General features: G+C 56.4%; 17 protein-coding genes and 1 pseudogene. All 18 read left to right on the plus strand.

Going from position 1 to position 17136, the window contains the following annotated elements; genetic code table 11:
* The first annotated feature begins 3 nt into the window (after positions 1 to 3).
* Positions 4 to 360 (plus strand): 30S ribosome-binding factor RbfA, encoded by a 357-nt coding sequence (rbfA, locus tag BQ5462_RS05440; RefSeq protein WP_071142389.1) that lies wholly within the window; start codon positions 4 to 6, stop codon positions 358 to 360.
* Positions 353 to 1309, plus strand: a complete 957-nt coding sequence (locus BQ5462_RS05445) for a DHH family phosphoesterase (protein ID WP_071142390.1) — start codon at positions 353 to 355, stop codon at positions 1307 to 1309. Before rbfA ends, BQ5462_RS05445 begins: the two co-directional genes overlap by 8 nt.
* Entirely contained in the window at positions 1309 to 2226 is a 918-nt protein-coding gene (truB, locus tag BQ5462_RS05450) for a tRNA pseudouridine(55) synthase TruB (protein WP_071142391.1), read from the plus strand. The genes BQ5462_RS05445 and truB overlap by 1 nt, the downstream gene beginning before the upstream one ends.
* On the plus strand, positions 2192 to 3163 hold the full coding sequence (locus BQ5462_RS05455) for a bifunctional riboflavin kinase/FAD synthetase (RefSeq protein ID WP_071142392.1): 972 nt from the start codon (positions 2192 to 2194) through the stop codon (positions 3161 to 3163). The genes truB and BQ5462_RS05455 overlap by 35 nt, the downstream gene beginning before the upstream one ends.
* A gap of 75 nt (positions 3164 to 3238) precedes the next feature.
* Positions 3239 to 3502: a 30S ribosomal protein S20 gene (gene rpsT, locus BQ5462_RS05460; protein ID WP_071142393.1), complete on the plus strand. Its 264-nt coding sequence runs from the start codon at positions 3239 to 3241 to the stop codon at positions 3500 to 3502.
* Between the two features lie 162 nt (positions 3503 to 3664).
* Positions 3665 to 5470, plus strand: coding sequence for a translation elongation factor 4 (lepA, locus tag BQ5462_RS05465; protein WP_071142394.1), 1806 nt, complete (start codon positions 3665 to 3667; stop codon positions 5468 to 5470).
* A 16-nt stretch (positions 5471 to 5486) separates the two neighbouring features.
* A pseudogene (locus BQ5462_RS11665) lies at positions 5487 to 5624 on the plus strand (GntR family transcriptional regulator); the annotation flags it as partial.
* Positions 5625 to 5798: 174 nt separating this feature from the next.
* Positions 5799 to 6479, plus strand: a complete 681-nt coding sequence (locus tag BQ5462_RS05470) for an FCD domain-containing protein (protein ID WP_071143314.1) — start codon at positions 5799 to 5801, stop codon at positions 6477 to 6479.
* Positions 6480 to 6720: 241 nt separating this feature from the next.
* Complete coding sequence (locus BQ5462_RS05475; protein WP_071142395.1) at positions 6721 to 7989, plus strand: SLC13 family permease; 1269 nt, start codon at positions 6721 to 6723, stop codon at positions 7987 to 7989.
* Positions 7990 to 8060: 71 nt separating this feature from the next.
* Entirely contained in the window at positions 8061 to 8960 is a 900-nt protein-coding gene (gene ttdA / locus BQ5462_RS05480; protein WP_071142396.1) for a L(+)-tartrate dehydratase subunit alpha, read from the plus strand.
* Positions 8960 to 9580 carry a L(+)-tartrate dehydratase subunit beta gene (ttdB, locus tag BQ5462_RS05485; protein WP_071142397.1) on the plus strand — a complete coding sequence of 207 codons (621 nt, stop codon included), beginning with the start codon at positions 8960 to 8962 and terminating at the stop codon, positions 9578 to 9580. The genes ttdA and ttdB overlap by 1 nt, the downstream gene beginning before the upstream one ends.
* Positions 9581 to 9669: 89 nt before the next feature.
* Positions 9670 to 10569, plus strand: a complete 900-nt coding sequence (locus tag BQ5462_RS05490; RefSeq protein ID WP_071142398.1) for a DMT family transporter — start codon at positions 9670 to 9672, stop codon at positions 10567 to 10569.
* 92 nt (positions 10570 to 10661) lie between these two features.
* Positions 10662 to 11795 (plus strand): radical SAM family heme chaperone HemW, encoded by a 1134-nt coding sequence (hemW, locus tag BQ5462_RS05495; protein WP_071142399.1) that lies wholly within the window; start codon positions 10662 to 10664, stop codon positions 11793 to 11795.
* 109 nt (positions 11796 to 11904) lie between these two features.
* Positions 11905 to 12945 carry a heat-inducible transcriptional repressor HrcA gene (gene hrcA, locus BQ5462_RS05500; protein WP_071142400.1) on the plus strand — a complete coding sequence of 347 codons (1041 nt, stop codon included), beginning with the start codon at positions 11905 to 11907 and terminating at the stop codon, positions 12943 to 12945.
* 10 nt (positions 12946 to 12955) lie between these two features.
* The gene (grpE, locus tag BQ5462_RS05505) at positions 12956 to 13570 is read left to right on the plus strand and encodes a nucleotide exchange factor GrpE (RefSeq protein ID WP_071142401.1); all 615 of its coding nucleotides are present in this window, start codon (positions 12956 to 12958) and stop codon (positions 13568 to 13570) included.
* Positions 13571 to 13625: 55 nt separating this feature from the next.
* On the plus strand, positions 13626 to 15488 hold the full coding sequence (dnaK, locus tag BQ5462_RS05510) for a molecular chaperone DnaK (RefSeq protein ID WP_071142402.1): 1863 nt from the start codon (positions 13626 to 13628) through the stop codon (positions 15486 to 15488).
* Between the two features lie 23 nt (positions 15489 to 15511).
* On the plus strand, positions 15512 to 16687 hold the full coding sequence (dnaJ, locus tag BQ5462_RS05515) for a molecular chaperone DnaJ (protein ID WP_071142403.1): 1176 nt from the start codon (positions 15512 to 15514) through the stop codon (positions 16685 to 16687).
* 250 nt (positions 16688 to 16937) lie between these two features.
* The gene (locus tag BQ5462_RS05520; RefSeq protein WP_071142404.1) at positions 16938 to 17129 is read left to right on the plus strand and encodes a hypothetical protein; all 192 of its coding nucleotides are present in this window, start codon (positions 16938 to 16940) and stop codon (positions 17127 to 17129) included.
* Positions 17130 to 17136 lie beyond the last annotated feature (7 nt).

A 17136-nucleotide genomic window follows, 5' to 3' on the forward strand; every position in this document is an offset into this window, starting at 1 on the left:
ACTATGTCGAAACTTCGTGCTGAAAAATTGCAGGCGCTGATCAAGCAGGAACTGAGCAACATGCTGATCCGCGACGTGAAGGATCCCCGTGTGAAGTTCGTGACCATCACGGGGGTGGAGGTGAGCAACGACCTGAGCTATGCCAAGGTCTATGTGAGCCTGTATGGCAGTGAAGAACAGCAGGCACAGGCCTGGAAGGGGCTCCAGCATGGACTGGGTTTCTTCCGGACGGAAATCGCCAGACGCATCGATCTGCGGGTGGCACCCCAGCTGAGCTTCCACCGGGACACGTCTATGGAATACAGTGCCCACATTGAATCCCTGCTCCATGAGCTGAAGAAAGAAGAGCACCATGAGTAAGAAAGTGGACCTGAAGGAAACCTGGCAGCTGCTCATGGGCGCCAGGAACCTGGTGCTGGTGAGCCACGTGGGTCCGGACGGGGATACCCTGGGGTCCACCCTGGGGCTGGCCCGGGCGCTGAAACAGGCCGGCAAACAGGTCCGTCTGCTGGTGGATGATACCCTGCCTGCGGTATACCAGTTCCTGCCGGAAATGGATACCTACGAACAGCCCAGGGCGGAGCAGCCCATTGCCTGTGATCTGGTGGTGGTGGTGGATGCCAGTTCCAAAGACCGGATGGGAGAGGCTGAAAAATGCCTGTCCGCACCGATCCTGAACATCGACCATCACGTTTCCAACACCCGGTATGCCGATTACCTGCTGCTGGATCCCCACGCGGCAGCCACCGGGGAAATCATGTACCGGCTGCTGACGGCCAACGGGGTTCCGCTGAACAGGGAACTGGCCACGGATCTGTATACAGCCATCGTCACCGACTGCGGCTACTTCAAGTACGCCAATACCACCCCCAGCTGCATGCGGGTGGCGGCGGATCTGGTGGCACTGGGCGTGGAACCCAACGAGATTTCCGACCTGCTGGAAATCAAGGCCCGGAATTCCGTAGAGCTTCTGGCCAAGGTCCTTCCCAGTCTGACGTTCTATGCCGACGGCAAGATCGCCACCCTGGAGATTCCTCTGGAACTGTACGACAAGAACGTGTCCACGGAAAGCTTCATCTACCATCCCCGGTACATTGCCGGTGTGGATGTGGCTGTGCTGTTCAAGCAGGTGGAACCCAAAGCCACCCGGGTGAGCATGCGCTCCAAGCAGGTAGATGTAAGCAAGGTGGCCGTGGCCTTTAACGGCGGCGGTCATCCCAGGGCAGCAGGCTGCACCATCGGCCTGCCCCTGGCCGAAGCCAAAAAGGCGTTGATCCAGGCCCTCGAAAAGGCCATGGAGGCCCTGTAATGGATGGGATTTTCAACGTACTGAAGCCACCGGGCATGACCAGTCATGATGTGGTGGGGGCCCTGCGGAAAATCCTCAACATGAAGAAAATCGGCCATGCCGGCACACTGGACCCCCTGGCAGCCGGTGTCCTGCCGGTGTTCACCGGGATGGCCACCCGCTTCCTGGAGTACGCTTCCCACGAGGAAAAGACCTATCGGGCAGAGCTGACTTTCGGCTTTCAGACCGATACAGGGGATACGGAAGGGAAAGTGGTGGCGGAGAGTCCCATCCGGAAGCTTTCTGCCGGAGAAATCGAGGCAGCCCTGGAACAGTTCCGGGGAGACGGGACCCAGATCCCTCCCATGTATTCCGCCATCAGTGTGGGAGGCAAGAAACTGTACAAGCTGGCCCGGCAGGGCATTGAGGTGGAACGGAAGCCCCGTCCCATCCACATTGCCCGACTGGATCTGGTGGATTATACGGGGGATACCCTGGTGTTCGACGTGACCTGTTCCAAGGGAACCTTCATCCGGACCCTGTGTGAAGACCTGGCAGACCGCCTGGGCATGAAGGGGACCATGAGCTTTTTGCTCCGGCGCCAGGCCGGCACCTTTACCCTGGAGGAGGCCCATACCCTGGAAGAGATCCAGGCGGATCCGGAAGGGTGCTGTACCGGTGTGGACAGCATACTGGCCCAGTTCCCGGAAGTGCGGGTGAATGCCCTCCAGGGGCGGCGCATCGCCCAGGGCGTGGCCACCACGGTGCCCCATATCACTGATGGGCAGCTGTACCAGGTACGGACCCGGGACGGGCTGCTGGTGGGGCTGGCCAAAGCCGTTGATGGACGGCTGCGGGCCCACAAGATCATCCACATCCCGGAAGTAGAGGACAGAAAGAGCCATGAAACTGATCACATCACTGGAACAACTGAATAACGCACAACTGCTGCCCTCTGCGGCGGCCCTGGGCACCTTCGACGGGGTCCATCGGGGCCATCAGGAAGTAATCCTGAACACGAAGGAATACGCCCGGGAGCACCATCTGCAACTGATGGTATTCACCTTCAGCACCCATCCCCTGGCCAGCCTGAAGCCGGAACTGGAACCGGCTCGGTTGCTGGACAACGAAACCAAGATCCACCTGATGGTGGAACTGGGGGTGGATGTGCTGGTGAACATTCCCTTCACCAGGGAACTGGCTGCCCGCAGTGCGGACGAATTCCTGACCATGCTGGTGAAGGCCGGGGTGAAGGCCGTGGGCATCGGGGACAACTTCAGCTTCGGGGCCGGCGGCAGGGGCAATGTGCATCTGCTGAAAGCGGAGCATACAAAATACGGCCTCACCATCCTGTCCCGGCCCCTTTTGAAAGTGGACGGATTCGTGGTGAGCAGTACGAATATCCGCAAGGCCATCAAGGAAGGGCGGATGGCGCTGGCCCAGGAAATGCTGGGGCGGCCCTATGAGATCCGGGGCACTGTGGTGACCGGCGATCAGCGGGGACGCAGCCTGGGGTTCCCCACGGCCAATCTGAAGCTGCTGGGGACCCATATGGCCATCCCGGCCTTCGGGGTGTACGCCGGCTTCGTGAAGGTCGGAAATGGGTGTTACGACGCCATGATCAACGTGGGGGACAATCCCACCTTCGCCAACCAGGAAACCCGTCTGGAAGTCCATCTCCTGGATTTTGAAGGGGATCTGTACGGGAAGGAGATCCGGGTGGCGTTGCTGATGCGGATCCGGGGGGAAAAGAAATTCAGTTCTCTGGAAAAGCTGCGGGAGCAGCTCCGGGAGGATGAAAAGATGATCAAAGGCCTCCTGGCCCATGAAAAAGCCCGGATTGCCCCGGGACCGGTGAAAAAGGAACAGAAATAAATCCGAAAATGGCTTGCACAAAGAAGCCATTCATGCTATTATATTTCGGTAAAGCTAATTGGTGGAGGTGAGAACATGCCGAATATTAAGTCTTCCGTTCGTAGCGTTAAGACTGATGCCGAACGGCGCGCTGCCAATGGCCCGGTGAAAGCTGAAATCCGCAGCACCGCACGTAAGGTTGAAGCTTTTGCTGCTGCAGGATCCAAAGAAGAGGCCCAGGCCACTTTGAAAGTAGCGGCGAGCTTATTAGATAAAGCTGCTCGTAAAGGTACGGTTAACAAAAAAGCCGCAGCTCGCAAGAAATCCCGTTTAGCCAAGAAAGTCAACGCTGTAAAATAAGACTTCCGGGTAAACATGAGGAAGGCTGACAACATTCGTTGCCAGCCTTTTTTGTTGCCAGAAAAAGCCGGGATTTCGACAACGGGCCCTTTTGCATGGTATAATAAAACATTGGATGAAATCAGTTGTGTTTTTTGAAATAAACGGAGAGTGAGAAAGCTTATGGCAAAACGTGACCATATCCGAAATTTTTCCATCATCGCCCATATCGACCATGGCAAATCCACCCTGGCCGATCGGCTGATCGAGATGACCGGGACCCTGTCCAAACGGGAAATGGAAGACCAGATCCTGGATTCCATGAGCCTGGAACGGGAACGGGGCATCACCATCAAGGACCAGGCGGTGCAGTTGGATTATAAAGCCAAAGACGGCAATGATTATGTCCTGAATCTGATCGACACCCCGGGGCATGTGGACTTTACCTACGAAGTATCCCGGGCTCTGGCGGCCTGTGAAGGGGCTCTGCTGGTCATCGATGCCACCCAGGGCATCGAGGCCCAGACCCTGGCCAATGTGTATCTGGCCATGGATCACGACCTGGAGATCATCCCGGTGATCAACAAAATCGACCTTCCCAGCGCCGATGTGCCCCGGGTGGAAAAAGAAATCGAGGACATCCTGGGCATCCCCAAGGAAGACTGTGTGCTGTGCAGCGCCAAGACCGGCCTGGGCGTGGATCAGGTGCTGGAAGCTGTGGTGAAGCGGGTACCGCCCCCCAAAGGGGATCCGGCCCAGCCCCTGCAGGCCCTGATCTTCGACTCCAAGTTCGATTCCTACAAAGGGGTGCTGCTGTACGTGCGGGTGGTGAACGGCTGCCTGCGCAAGGGCATGAACATCCGGCTGATGGCCACCGGCAAGGTGTACGATGTGACGGAAGTGGGTGTATTCAAGCCGGCCATGGTGAACGTGGACGAGCTGGGAGAAGGCCAGGTGGGCTTTCTGGCCGCTTCCATCAAGACCGTGAAGGATGCCCGGGTGGGGGATACGGTGACGGACAACAGCCGCCCCGCCAAAGAACCGCTGCCAGGCTACCGGAAAGCCACCCCCATGGTGTACTGTGGCCTGTATCCGGTGGAAAACTCCGATTACGACAACCTGCGGGATGCCCTGGAAAAACTCCAGCTGAACGATGCCTCCCTTTCTTTTGAACCGGAAACATCCACGGCCCTGGGCTTCGGGTTCCGCTGCGGGTTCCTGGGGCTGCTGCATATGGACGTGGTGAAGGAACGGCTGGAACGGGAATACAACCTGAGCCTGATCACTACGGCCCCCAACGTCATTTACGAAGTGGTAAAGACCAACGGGGACATCGAAATGGTGGACAACCCCTCCCAGTTCCCCAATCCCACAGTCATCGAGCATGTGGAGGAGCCCTTCGTGAACGCCACCATCATCGTGCCCAAGGATTTTGTGGGGCCGGTGATGGAGCTGTCCCAGGACAAACGGGGGGAATATCAGAACATGACCTATCTGGATGAAACACGGGTCATGATCCACTATGCCCTGCCTCTGTCGGAAATCATCTTCGACTACTTCGACCGGCTGAAGAGCGTTTCCCGGGGCTATGCTTCCCTGGATTATGAACTGAGCGGCTATCGGCCTTCCGATATGGTGAAGGTGGATGTGCTCCTGAACGGGGATCCGGTGGATGCCCTGAGCGCCATCGTGCACCGGGATCGAGCCCAGTACTGGGGCCGGGCTCTGGTGGAGAAACTGCGGAAACTGATTCCCCGCCAGCTGTTCGAGATTCCCATCCAGGCTGCCATCGGCAGCAAGATCATCGCCCGGGAAAATGTCAGTGCCCTGCGCAAGGACGTGCTGGCCAAGTGCTACGGAGGCGATATCACCCGGAAACGGAAGCTGCTGGAAAAACAGAAGGCCGGGAAGAAACGGATGAAACAGGTGGGCAGCGTGGAACTGCCCCAGGAAGCATTCATGGCCATTCTGAAGATGGACGATAAATAAGGAAAAGGAGGTCCCCATGGTCCAATTGCAAAAATCCACCCAGGAACTGATTTGCCAATCCATCCGCGGCCGGGTCCAGGCGGGGACTCTTGCCCCCGGAACGGAGCTGAAGCAGGTGGACCTGGCCAAAGAGTATGGCGTATCCCGGATGCCCGTGCGGGAAGCCCTTCAGACCCTGCTGCTGGAAGGGGTGGTGACCCGTCTCAGCAACCGGCACATGGTGATTGCCCAGGATGCGCTCCAGCACCTGGCGGGAAAACAACCCGACCCACCCGCCGGGATCGACCGGCCGGACCCCACTCCTGTGAATTACAAGCGGAACAGCCTGATGGAACCGGACAATGTGGGCAAGATCCATATGCTTCCCGCCCGGGAGCAGGTGGCTTCTTATTTGCGGAAAGCCATCCTGCGCCGGGAAATCCCCGAGGGCAGCATCCTGACCCTGGAGGAAACGGCCCGGCACATGGGTGTTTCCACCACGCCGGTGCGGGAGGCTCTCCAGCTGCTGGCCAGCCAGGGACTGGTGAAGCTGCGGCCCAACAAGGGGGCTGTGGTCCAGGGCATGGATGAAAAGGCCATCCGGGACCATTTTGCGGTGCGAACCCTGCTGGAGGGAGAGGCAGCGGCCCTGGCCGCCCGGCCCGGCAGCGACCTGACCGAGGTGGAGAAGGTGTTCCAGGCCATGCGCCAGTGCCTGCTGGATCATCGGTACACTGACTACAAGCATTATAACGAAAGCTTCCACATGGCCCTGTGGGATGCGGCGGACAACCCCAAGCTGGCCCAGATCCTGGGCAGCCTGTGGAACGGACTTTCCCTGGGCTTTCTCATGACGGAAACCGACTATGCCAAGATCTCCTATTTCGAGCATCAGCAGCTGATGGAGGCCCTGCGGGCCCACGATCCGCAAAAGGCCCGTCAGCTCATGCATGAACACATGCACCGCAGCATGGAGAACCTGCTGACCAACTACCGGGAGCAGATTGGAAAAGAGAAGCCCGGGACCTGAGGCAGGAGGGACCTGAAACATAAGCCCGCTGGGCACGAAACAAGTGAGGGTGTGAGTTGTTCACACCCTCACTTGTTTTTGTATTTATGATATTGTAGCCAAAAATGAGATAACTTCATAACCCCATTGACTCATGGTGCCAATGGGGTTATAGTATAACCAAGAAATGGATACATTATCAAATATCAAAAACAAATCCAAGCGCGCAGGATGTGTAGAAATCCAAGGAGGAGAAAAGACAATGTCACCCATTACCATTACTCTTTGCTTACTGCTTTTTGTCATCATCCTGTTTGTTACGGAAAAACTTCCCCTGGCCGTCACTTCCATGATTGCCCTGATGGTGCTGGTCATGACCGGTGTGCTGAGTCCCAAGGATGCATTCGCCGGATTCGTGGACACCAACCTGATCCTGTTCGTCGCCATGTTCATCATCGGCGGTGCCTTCTTTGAAACGGGCATGGCCAACAAGGTGGGGGGCATCGTCACCCGGTTCGCCAAAACGGAACGGCAGCTGATCGTTGCTGTGATGCTGGTCACCGGCATCATGAGCGGTTTCCTGTCCAACACAGGTACGGCCGCCATCCTGATCCCGGTGGTCATCGGTATCGCTTCCCGATCCGGTTTCTCCCGGTCCCGGCTGCTGCTGCCCCTGATCTTCGCCGCCGCCATGGGCGGGAACCTGTCCATCATCGGTGCTCCCGGCAACCTGCTGGGCAAGAGTGCCCTGGAACAGATTGGGCAGGACATCAGCTTTTTTGAGTACGGCTATGTGGGCCTGCCCATCCTGCTGATCGGCACCGCCTTTTTCGCCACCGTCGGCCACCGGTTCCTGCCCACCAAGCAGGGCCAGACCGGAGAAAGCATCTACGACAAGGCGCCCGATTTCTCCCAGGTTCCTGTCTGGAAACAGAAAATGTCCCTGGTTGTCATGGTGCTGACCATCCTGGCCATGATCTTTGAAAAACAGATCGGCATCAAATTTTACCTGTCCGGCTGCATTGGGGCATTGATCCTGGTGGCAACCAACGTGATTTCGGAAAAACAGGCCTACGCTTCCATTGATCTGCAGACCCTGTTCGTGTATGGCGGTACCCTGGCCCTGGCCAAGGCACTGGCCAAAACCGGCGCCGGCAAAGCCATTGCCGATACGGTGATCGGCACCCTGGGACAGAATGCTTCTCCCATGGTCCTGCTGGCAGTGATCCTGCTGCTGAGCTGTGTGATGACCAACTTCATGAGCAACTTTGGCACCGCAGCCCTGCTGATCCCCATTTCCATCAATATTTCCCAGGCCATGGGCGCCGATCCCAAAGCGGTGATCGTGGCAACGGTCATCGGTGCTTCCCTGGCTTTTGCCACCCCCATCGGGATGCCGGCCAACATGATGGTCTTCGCTCCCGGCGGCTACAACTTCAACGATTACGTGAAGGCGGGCCTGCCCATGGTGATCATCGGTTACATCACATCCCTGATCCTTTTGCCGATCCTTTTCCCCTTCTATCCCTGATGGAGCGGAAAGTTTCAATGTATAATAGAATTACAACTACCCTGCACATGCACTGTTAAGGAGGAATTACAATGTCTAAAGAAGCCCAAGTGGAAAAAATGACCGACATTATGGCCAGGTTCGTTGGCTATACGGCCAAGGTCCTGCCCGATGATGTGGCCGCCAAACTGAAGGAACTGGCTGAAAAGGAAACGGTTCCCATTGCCAAACTGCTGTATGAAACCTACGCCAGGAACCAGAAACTGGCCAAGGAACTGAACCGTCCGTCCTGTCAGGATACCGGTGTGCTGCAATATTTTGTGAAATGCGGCACCAACTTCCCGCTGATCGGTGAACTGGAAGGCCTGCTGAAGGAAGCCACCGTTCGGGCCACCTTTGCTACCCCGCTGCGTCACAACAGCGTGGAAACCTTCGATGAATACAACACCGGCAAGAACGTAGGGAAGGGCACTCCCACCGTATTCTGGGAAATCGTCCCCGATTCCGATGAATGTGTCATCGATACCTATATGGCCGGCGGCGGCTGCACCCTGCCGGGTCATGCCATGGTGCTGATGCCGGGCGAAGGCTATGAAGGAGTCACCAAGTTCGTGCTGCAGCGCATGTACACCTACGGACCCAATGCCTGCCCTCCGTTCCTGGTAGGGGTTGGCGTGGCCACTTCCGTGGAAACGGCTGCTCTGCTGTCCAAGAAAGCCCTGATGCGGCCTCTGGGAACCCATAACCCCAACAAGCGGGCTGCTGAAATGGAAGAACTGCTGGAAAAAGGCATCAACAAAATGGGCCTGGGGCCCCAAGGCATGACCGGTTCTGCTTCCGTCCTGGGTGTCCACATCGAGAACACCGCCCGTCATCCGTCCGCCATCGGGGTGGCTGTGAACATCGGCTGCTGGAACCATCGCCGCGGCCACATCATTTTCGACAAAGACCTGAACTACACCATCACTTCTCATAAGGGGGTTGAATTATAATGGCTAACAAAGTAGTGCTGCATACGCCCATTAAATCCGAAGATATCGAAAACCTGAAAATCGGCGATATCGTGTACCTGACCGGCAAGATCACCACCTGCCGGGATGTGGCTCACCGCCGGCTGATCGAGGAACACCGGGAACTGCCGGTGAATCTGGAAGGGGGCGCCATTTTCCACGCAGGCCCCATCGTCCGTCCCATCGAAGGGAAGGAAAACGCCTATGAAATGGTTTCCATCGGACCGACCACGTCCATGCGGATGGAAAAATTCGAAAAGGATTTCATTCCCCAGACCGGCGTGAAACTGATCGTTGGGAAAGGCGGCATGGGCCCTGACACCATGGAAGCCTGCCAGAAATACAAGACCATCTTCTGCGTATTCCCCGCCGGTTGTGCCGTGGTTTCCGCCGTGCATTTCAAGAAGATCATCGACGCCCAGTGGAAAGACCTGGGGATGCCGGAAACCCTGTGGACCAGTGAAGTGGAAGAACTGGGGCCCCTGATCGTGGCTGTGGACACCAAAGGCGGCAACCTGTTCGAAGAAAACAAGAAAATCTACAAGAAGAGAGCCGAAGAAGTGTATGAGGAAATCATCCCTCATGTCCGGTTCATCAAATAATTCCAGTCGGCAAAAAGGGTGTTGCACATTGTGCAGCACCCTTTTTCTGTGGTAGAATGATTTCACTTGCTTGTGAGAAAGGAATTGCCATGGAAAAAGCCAAAGGAAATCTGTTGCTGCTGCTCACCGCTCTGATCTGGGGAAGTGCCTTTGTGGCCCAGAGTGTGGGCATGGACTATATCGGCCCCTTCACCTTCAGCGCTGTACGGAATCTGATCGCCATCCTGGTGCTGATCCCGGTGGTGTGGGTGTTCGGGTGCCCCCGGGAAGAGAAGAACCGGCTGACACCCTGTGAGCGGCTGAAACCGGACCCGGTGACCCTAAAGGCAGGCGTCCTGTGCGGAATCTGGATGGGCATCGCCAGCATCCTGCAGCAGGTGGGCATGGTCATGACCACCGCCGGGAAGGCCGGTTTCATCACGGCTTTGTACATCATCCTGGTGCCCATCCTGGGTCGTTTCCTGGGGCGTCCGGTGCGGAAAATCATGCTCCTGTGCGTGCCCATGGCCCTGGTGGGGTTCTACCTGCTGTGCGTGAAGGGGGGCTTCAGCATCTCCTTTGGAGATTTCCTGATCTTCCTCTGTGCCATCTTCTTTGCCGGCCAGATCCTGACCATCGACCATTTCCTGCTGCTGGGAGCCAGCAGTGTGAAGCTGGCCTGGGTCCAGTTTGCCGTGACCTTTGTGATTTCGGCGGTGCTCACCGTCCTGTTCGAGAAACCGGTGTGGGAGGCCCTGTGGGAGGCCCGCTGGGCGCTGCTGTACACGGGGATGCTCTCCAGCGGGGTGGCCTATACGCTGCAGATTGTGGGCCAGAAGTATACGGAACCTACCACGGCCACCCTGATCATGAGCCTGGAATCGGTGTTTGCGGCCCTATCCGGCTGGTTGCTGCTGGGCGAGACCATGACGGGGAAGGAACTGACCGGATGCGTGCTGGTGTTCGTGGCGGTGTTATTGGCCCAGATCCCCATCAAAAAACGGACATGAGCAGTTCCTCATGTCCGTTTTTGTCATAGATCTCCCAACAGGGTTATTTTTTCAATTCCTTCCTAAATTCCATTTCGAAAGGAGTACCTTCCATGAGCCATCCCTGGTCTTCTTATCAGGGGATTTACATCCACATCCCGTTCTGCGTGCACAAGTGTGCCTACTGCGATTTTGCTTCCTATCAAATTTATAACGACCATGTAATGGCTGACTATACCCGCCGTCTGGTGCAGGAAATCAGAAGCTGGGAACCGGACCTGCCCATCCGATCGGACGCCACCATGTATTTCGGCGGGGGGACTCCCAGCGTACTGCCCGTGGAGCTGCTGTTCCGGATCGTCCAGGCCCTGAAGGACCGGGGCTTCTGGAACCGGCCCCGGGAAGCCACGCTGGAAGCCAATCCGGGAACCCTTGATGGGGACCGGCTCCGGACTTATCGCCAACTGGGCTTTGACCGGCTGAGCCTGGGGATCCAGAGCTTCCAGCCGGCAGAACTGGCGGCCATGGGACGGATCCATATGGCGGAAGAGGCCAAAGAAGCCATCGCCCTGGCCCGGCAGGCCGGCTTTGCCCGGCTGAGCGGCGACCTGATCTATGGGTACCCCGGCCAGACTGTGGACAGTGTCCGAGATTCTCTCCACCAGCTGCTGGAGACCGGTGTGGACCATGTGTCCGTATACGGCCTGACGGTGGAGAAGGGAACCCGGGTGTACGCCCAGTTGCAGCAGGGAAAGGCTGTGCTGCCGCCGGAGGAAGCGGTCGGGGCCATGTACGACCTGCTGATGGATCAACTGCCCGAAGCCGGCTATCGCCGGTACGAAATCTCCAACTTTGCCCGGCCGGGACAGGAATCCCGGCATAACCAGATTTACTGGCACTATGACCCCTATATGGCCTTTGGGGCGGCAGCGTGCCGCTTCAACGGGAAACGGCGGGAAACGAATCCCCGCAGTCTGGTGGACTATCTGCAGGGAAAAGCACCGGAGGTGGAGGAGCTGTCCCCTTCCATCCGCCGGGAGGAACTGGTCTTCATGAGCCTGCGCACGGTCAGGGGGCTGTCTCTGCAGGAATTCCGGGAACGGACAGGAGAGGATTTCTTTCATATATATAAAGAAGGCTGGGAGCACTGTCTGAAACGGCGCTGGATCCAGCAGAACGGGGACCGGATCGTCCTGACACCTCTGGGGATGCAGTACGGGAACCTGGCATTTGAAGAATTTTTGTAAACGGGAAAATATTTTCAGGAAAAGTATTGACAATTTGACTAAAGAGGTGTATCTTTACCATTAGATGTTAGCACTCCAATGAAAAGAGTGCTAACAATCCAGGAAAGAGATGATTACAGTGCTGAGTGACCGCAAGAAAAAAATCCTTCAACTGATCATTGAAGACTATATCGAAACGGCTGAGCCTGTAGGATCTCGCAGCATTGCCAGGAAATACAACCTGGGGATCAGCCCCGCAACCATCCGGAACGAAATGTCCGACCTGGAACTGCTGGGGTATCTGGAGCAGCCGCACACCTCGGCGGGGCGTGTCCCGTCAGCAGCGGCCTACCGGTACTATGTGGACAGCCTGGTGAAACCTGCCGCACTGGCGCCCAATGATGTGGCACTGATCAACAGCTGGTTCCGGGAACGGGTCCACAGTATCGATGATATCTTCCAGTCCACTGCCAAGATTCTGTCGCGGATGAGCAAGAACGTATCCGTGGTGCTGGCCAACAAGGACAGCGCAGGGGTGTTTTCCTACCTGCGGTTCCTGCCCCTGAACGAGCACCAGGCCATCCTGTGCATCGTGGCTGATGACGGGCGGATGGACAACAGTGTGATCCGGATTCCGGCCGGTATGAACCGCCTGGAGATGGATACCCTGGCCCAGCGGGTGACCAATCAGCTCCACGGGATGAAACTGGACGATATCACAGACCAGGTCCTGAAAGAAGTCCGGAATGCTCTTGCCGGCGATAAAACCCTGTATGCTTCTCTGATCCAGGTGGTCAGACAGATGCAGAATGACCAGCAGGAGAACAAGATGTATCTGGGCGGAACCAAACAGTTGCTCAGCCAGCCTGAATTCAAAGATCCGGAACGGATCAAGGAGCTGCTGAGCGTGCTGGAGGAAGAGCAGATGCTGAAGGATATGCTGATGGCCGATAAAGACTCCGGTCTGAAGGTGACCATCGGCAGCGAAAACAAATTTTCCGGTATCCAGGATTGCAGCATGATCCAGGCCACCTACCGGCTGAATGGCCAGGTGGTTGGGACGCTGGCCGTCCTGGGCCCCACCCGGATGGAATATCGGAAAGTGATTTCCGTAATGGATTATCTCCACAATTACCTGCGGGTGGTCATGAATAAAATGGATGAAAAGTAGGGGAGGAACAATGGAAAAGGATACGCAGAAGGAAGCGGAAACCGTCAAGGCAGAAGCGGCCAAGGCAGAAGCCGGAACCGCGGAAGCCAAAGCCGAAAACCAGGCAGCAGCCGCTGACCAGGCCGAAAAGGCTGACAAAAAGGAAGAACAGGCGGCTCCGGATCCGAAGGATGTAAAAATCGCAGCTCAGGAGAAGCAGATCGCCGATCTGCAGAACCGGCTCCTTCGCCTGCAGGCAGATTTCGACAACTTCCGGAAACGGAACAATGAAGAACGGGAACGGCTGGGCCGGTATGTAACCGGTCAGGTGGCCCGGGAATTCCTGAAGGTGCTGGATAACTTCGAACGGGCGGAAGCCAGTCTGAAAACCAGCCAGGATGACAACGCCCTGCAGGTGGGAATGGAAAAAATCCACAAGCAGTTCGAAAAGGCGCTGCAGACCCTGCACATCGAAGAAATCCCTGCCCAGGGAAAACCTTTCGATCCCAATATCCACGAAGCCGTCATGCAGGGCAGCAATCCGGACCTGCCCGATGAAAGCATCGATCTGGTCCTTGAAAAAGGCTATAAGATCGGTGACGATGTGATCCGGCACTCCAAAGTGCGGGTCGTCCGGAACGATTGATTGCAAACAACTTTTTAACCATAGAAGATTCCAGATTTGACAGGAGGAATTCATTATGTCTAAGATTATTGGTATTGACTTGGGGACCACCAACTCCGTAGTAGCTGTTATGGAAGGTGGCGAACCTACAGTTATCACCACCCAGGAAGGCGGCCGTCTGACTCCTTCCGTGGTTGGCTTTACGAAAAACGGGGAAAGACTGGTAGGCCAGCTGGCCAAACGGCAGGCTGTGTCCAACCCTGAACGGACCATCAGCTCCATCAAACGCCATATGGGCACGAAATATACGGTGACCATCGACGGCAAGAGCTATACGCCGGAACAGATTTCCGCCATGATCCTGGAAAAGATGAAGGGTGATGCGGAACGGTATCTGGGTGAAAAAGTCACCGAAGCCGTCATTACGGTACCGGCTTACTTCAACGACAGCCAGCGTCAGGCCACCAAGGATGCAGGCCGGATCGCAGGGCTGGATGTAAAGCGGATCATCAACGAACCGACCGCTGCTGCACTGGCCTATGGGATCGATAAATCCGACGACCATACCATCCTGGTCTATGACCTGGGCGGCGGCACCTTCGATGTGTCCATCCTGGAACTGGGCGACGGCGTGTTCGAAGTGAAATCCACCAATGGGGATACCCATCTGGGCGGCGATGACTTCGATAAGCGGATCATGGACTGGATGTGCGACGAATTCAAGAAACAGAACGGCATCGACCTGACCGGCGACAAGATGGCTATGCAGCGGATCCGTGAGGCTGCTGAAAAAGCCAAGATCGAACTGTCCAACATGCTGACCACCAACATCAACCTGCCGTTCATTTCCGCAGGCCCTAACGGCCCTGTGCATATGGACCTGGATCTGACCCGGGCCAAATTCGATGAAATGACCAGTGATCTGGTCGACCGGACCATCGTCTGCGTGAACAAGGCCCTGAGCGATGCCCACATGACCCCGAAAGACATCAACAAAGTCCTGCTGGTTGGCGGTTCTTCCCGTATCCCGGCTGTGCAGGAAGCCATCAAACGGACCATGGGTCAGGAACCGGCACACGGCGTGAACCCGGATGAATGTGTAGCCATGGGTGCTGCCATCCAGGCCGGCGTTCTGGCTGGTGATGTGAAAGACGTCCTGCTGCTGGATGTTACGCCTCTGTCCCTGGGGATTGAAACCATGGGCGGCGTGATGACCAAGATCATCGATCGGAACACCACCATCCCGACCTCCAAGAAACAGATCTTCTCTACGGCTACCGATAACCAGCCTTCTGTAGACATCCATGTGCTGCAGGGCGAACGGGAAATGGCTGCCGACAACAAGACCCTGGGTCGTTTTGAACTGAGCGGCATTCCGGCTGCTCCCCGGGGAGTGCCTCAAATTGAAGTGGCCTTCGATATCGATGCCAACGGTATCGTGAACGTAAGCGCCAAGGATCTGGGTACCGGCAAGGAACAGAAGATCACCATTACTTCTTCCGGCAGCCTGAGCAAGGAAGAAGTGGATAAGATGGTGAAGGAAGCCCAGGCCAACGAAGCTGCCGACAAGAAACGGAAGGAAGCCGTGGAAGCCAGGAACCAGGCCGATACCCTGATTTACCAGGCTGAAAAGACCATCAAAGACATGAACGGCAAGGGCCATGATGATCAGATCAAGAAGGTCCAGGATGCCATCGCTGCTTTGAAGGAAACCATGAAGAGCGACGATACCGACAAGATCAAAGCCGATACCGAAGCCCTGCAGAAACCGCTGTATGAACTGAGTGCGGAACTGTATAAACAGAACCAGGGCGCCGCTCAGGGTGCTGCTGGTGCTGCCGGTGCCAATGCCAATGCGGGCGCAGGTGCAGGCGCTGAACAGAAGAAATCCGACGACGATGTGGTGGATGCCGAAGTCGTGGACGATGATAAGAAATAAGCTTTTCCTAGAGGGAGATACTGATGGCAGAGAAGAGAGATTATTATGAAGTGCTGGGCGTGTCCAGGGACGCTTCGGCGGAGGAGCTGAAAAAAGCTTACCACAAACTGGCACGCAAGTATCATCCTGACTTGAACAAAAACGATCCGACAGCAGCTGATAAGTTCAAAGAGGTCAACGAGGCCTACAGTGTCCTCAGCGATCCCCAGAAGAAGGTGGCCTACGACCAGTATGGTCATGCCGCCTTCCAGAACGGGGGCGCCGGTGCCGGTGGAGCAGGCAATCCCTTCGGTGGCGGGTTCCAGGGCTTTGGCGGTTTCGGCGGCGGTGAAGGCATGGACGACATCTTCAATATGTTCTTTGGAGGTGCCGGCCGTGGCGGAGCCGGTCGTCGGGCCGACAATGGACCTCGTCAGGGCGCCGATCTGCGGATGGATATGCAGATCACCTTTGAAGAAGCAGCCTTCGGCACGGAAAAGAAAGTCCGCCTGAACCGGGAGGAAGAATGTGAGACCTGTCACGGGTCCGGAGCGGCTCCCGGCAGCACGCCGGAAACCTGTCCGGACTGCCATGGGACAGGGGAAATCCGGGTTACCCAGAATTCTCTCTTTGGCCAGGTGGTCAATGTACGGACCTGCCCCAAATGCCATGGCACCGGGAAAATCGTGACCAATCCCTGCAAGGATTGCCACGGGACCGGCCGGGTGAAGCAGAAGAGAACCCTGACAGTGAAGATCCCTGCCGGTGTGGACAACGGCTCCCGCCTGCGGGTGGCCGGAGAAGGGGAAGCAGGACTGCGGGGCGGCCGTCCTGGGGACCTGTATGTGTACCTGTATGTGAAACCCCATAAGTTCTTCGAACGGGAAGGCACCACGGTCACCTGCGAAGTGCCCATCAACATCGTGCAGGCAACCCTGGGGGCTGAAATCGAAGTGCCGACCCTGTACGGCAAGGTGAAGGTTCGGATTCCGGAAGGGACCCAGCCCAATAAGGTCCTGCGGCTGAAGGGCAAGGGAATCGTATCCCTGCGGACAGGCCAGAAGGGTGATCAGATGGTACGGATCAAGGTTGTAATCCCCACCGGGCTCAGCGAAGCCCAGAAAGATGCGTTGCGGAAGTTCGGCGAAGCCAGCGGAAGCACCATCAATCCGGAAGAAAAAAGCTTCCTGAATAAAATCAAGAATCTGTTCAACAAGTAAAGATGAATTGACGAGACTGTTGCGTAGGCAGCGGTCTCGTTTTTTTATGTGGAAAAAACAGAAGGAAATGTGCATAGACAATGTGGAAATAATTTGTGAACAATCAATAAACCCGAATAAAACACATAAAGAACAGGTGGATATTCAATAATAATTCGTATATAATATAACGACAAAAAGAAACGAAAGTATTGTCGGAAAAGACTATTGGTTACAATACAAATAACAAGACAGATAAGGGGAATCCACTATGATGAAACATCCTTTCCATCCAATGATCGGGGCAGCCATAGCACTGGGCCTGGGAGTACTGCCTGTGGCAGTGGCCGGTGCGGCCCTCACCCAGGAAGATGCTGCGGCGCTGCAGAATGTTCGGCAGCGGCAGAGTGATGCCTCCATGCTCCAGAACGAAGCACGGAATCGGGCCCGGGCGGAAGCCTAGCGGGCCG

Source organism: Acidaminococcus timonensis (assembly GCF_900106585.1).
Taxonomy (GTDB): Bacteria; Bacillota; Negativicutes; order Acidaminococcales; family Acidaminococcaceae; genus Acidaminococcus; species Acidaminococcus timonensis.

Excerpts from the sequence above, each read along its gene's own strand:
- rbfA (WP_071142389.1), top strand. The coding sequence starts at position 4 with ATGTCGAAACTTCGTGCTGAAAAATTGCAGGCGCTGATCAAGCAGGAA.
- BQ5462_RS05445 (WP_071142390.1), top strand. The coding sequence starts at position 353 with ATGAGTAAGAAAGTGGACCTGAAGGAAACCTGGCAGCTGCTCATGGGC.
- truB (WP_071142391.1), top strand. The coding sequence starts at position 1,309 with ATGGATGGGATTTTCAACGTACTGAAGCCACCGGGCATGACCAGTCAT.
- BQ5462_RS05455 (WP_071142392.1), top strand. The coding sequence starts at position 2,192 with ATGAAACTGATCACATCACTGGAACAACTGAATAACGCACAACTGCTG.
- rpsT (WP_071142393.1), top strand. The coding sequence starts at position 3,239 with ATGCCGAATATTAAGTCTTCCGTTCGTAGCGTTAAGACTGATGCCGAA.
- lepA (WP_071142394.1), top strand. The coding sequence starts at position 3,665 with ATGGCAAAACGTGACCATATCCGAAATTTTTCCATCATCGCCCATATC.
- BQ5462_RS05470 (WP_071143314.1), top strand. The coding sequence starts at position 5,799 with ATGGAACCGGACAATGTGGGCAAGATCCATATGCTTCCCGCCCGGGAG.
- BQ5462_RS05475 (WP_071142395.1), top strand. The coding sequence starts at position 6,721 with ATGTCACCCATTACCATTACTCTTTGCTTACTGCTTTTTGTCATCATC.
- ttdA (WP_071142396.1), top strand. The coding sequence starts at position 8,061 with ATGTCTAAAGAAGCCCAAGTGGAAAAAATGACCGACATTATGGCCAGG.
- ttdB (WP_071142397.1), top strand. The coding sequence starts at position 8,960 with ATGGCTAACAAAGTAGTGCTGCATACGCCCATTAAATCCGAAGATATC.
- BQ5462_RS05490 (WP_071142398.1), top strand. The coding sequence starts at position 9,670 with ATGGAAAAAGCCAAAGGAAATCTGTTGCTGCTGCTCACCGCTCTGATC.
- hemW (WP_071142399.1), top strand. The coding sequence starts at position 10,662 with ATGAGCCATCCCTGGTCTTCTTATCAGGGGATTTACATCCACATCCCG.
- hrcA (WP_071142400.1), top strand. The coding sequence starts at position 11,905 with ATGATTACAGTGCTGAGTGACCGCAAGAAAAAAATCCTTCAACTGATC.
- grpE (WP_071142401.1), top strand. The coding sequence starts at position 12,956 with ATGGAAAAGGATACGCAGAAGGAAGCGGAAACCGTCAAGGCAGAAGCG.
- dnaK (WP_071142402.1), top strand. The coding sequence starts at position 13,626 with ATGTCTAAGATTATTGGTATTGACTTGGGGACCACCAACTCCGTAGTA.
- dnaJ (WP_071142403.1), top strand. The coding sequence starts at position 15,512 with ATGGCAGAGAAGAGAGATTATTATGAAGTGCTGGGCGTGTCCAGGGAC.
- BQ5462_RS05520 (WP_071142404.1), top strand. The coding sequence starts at position 16,938 with ATGATGAAACATCCTTTCCATCCAATGATCGGGGCAGCCATAGCACTG.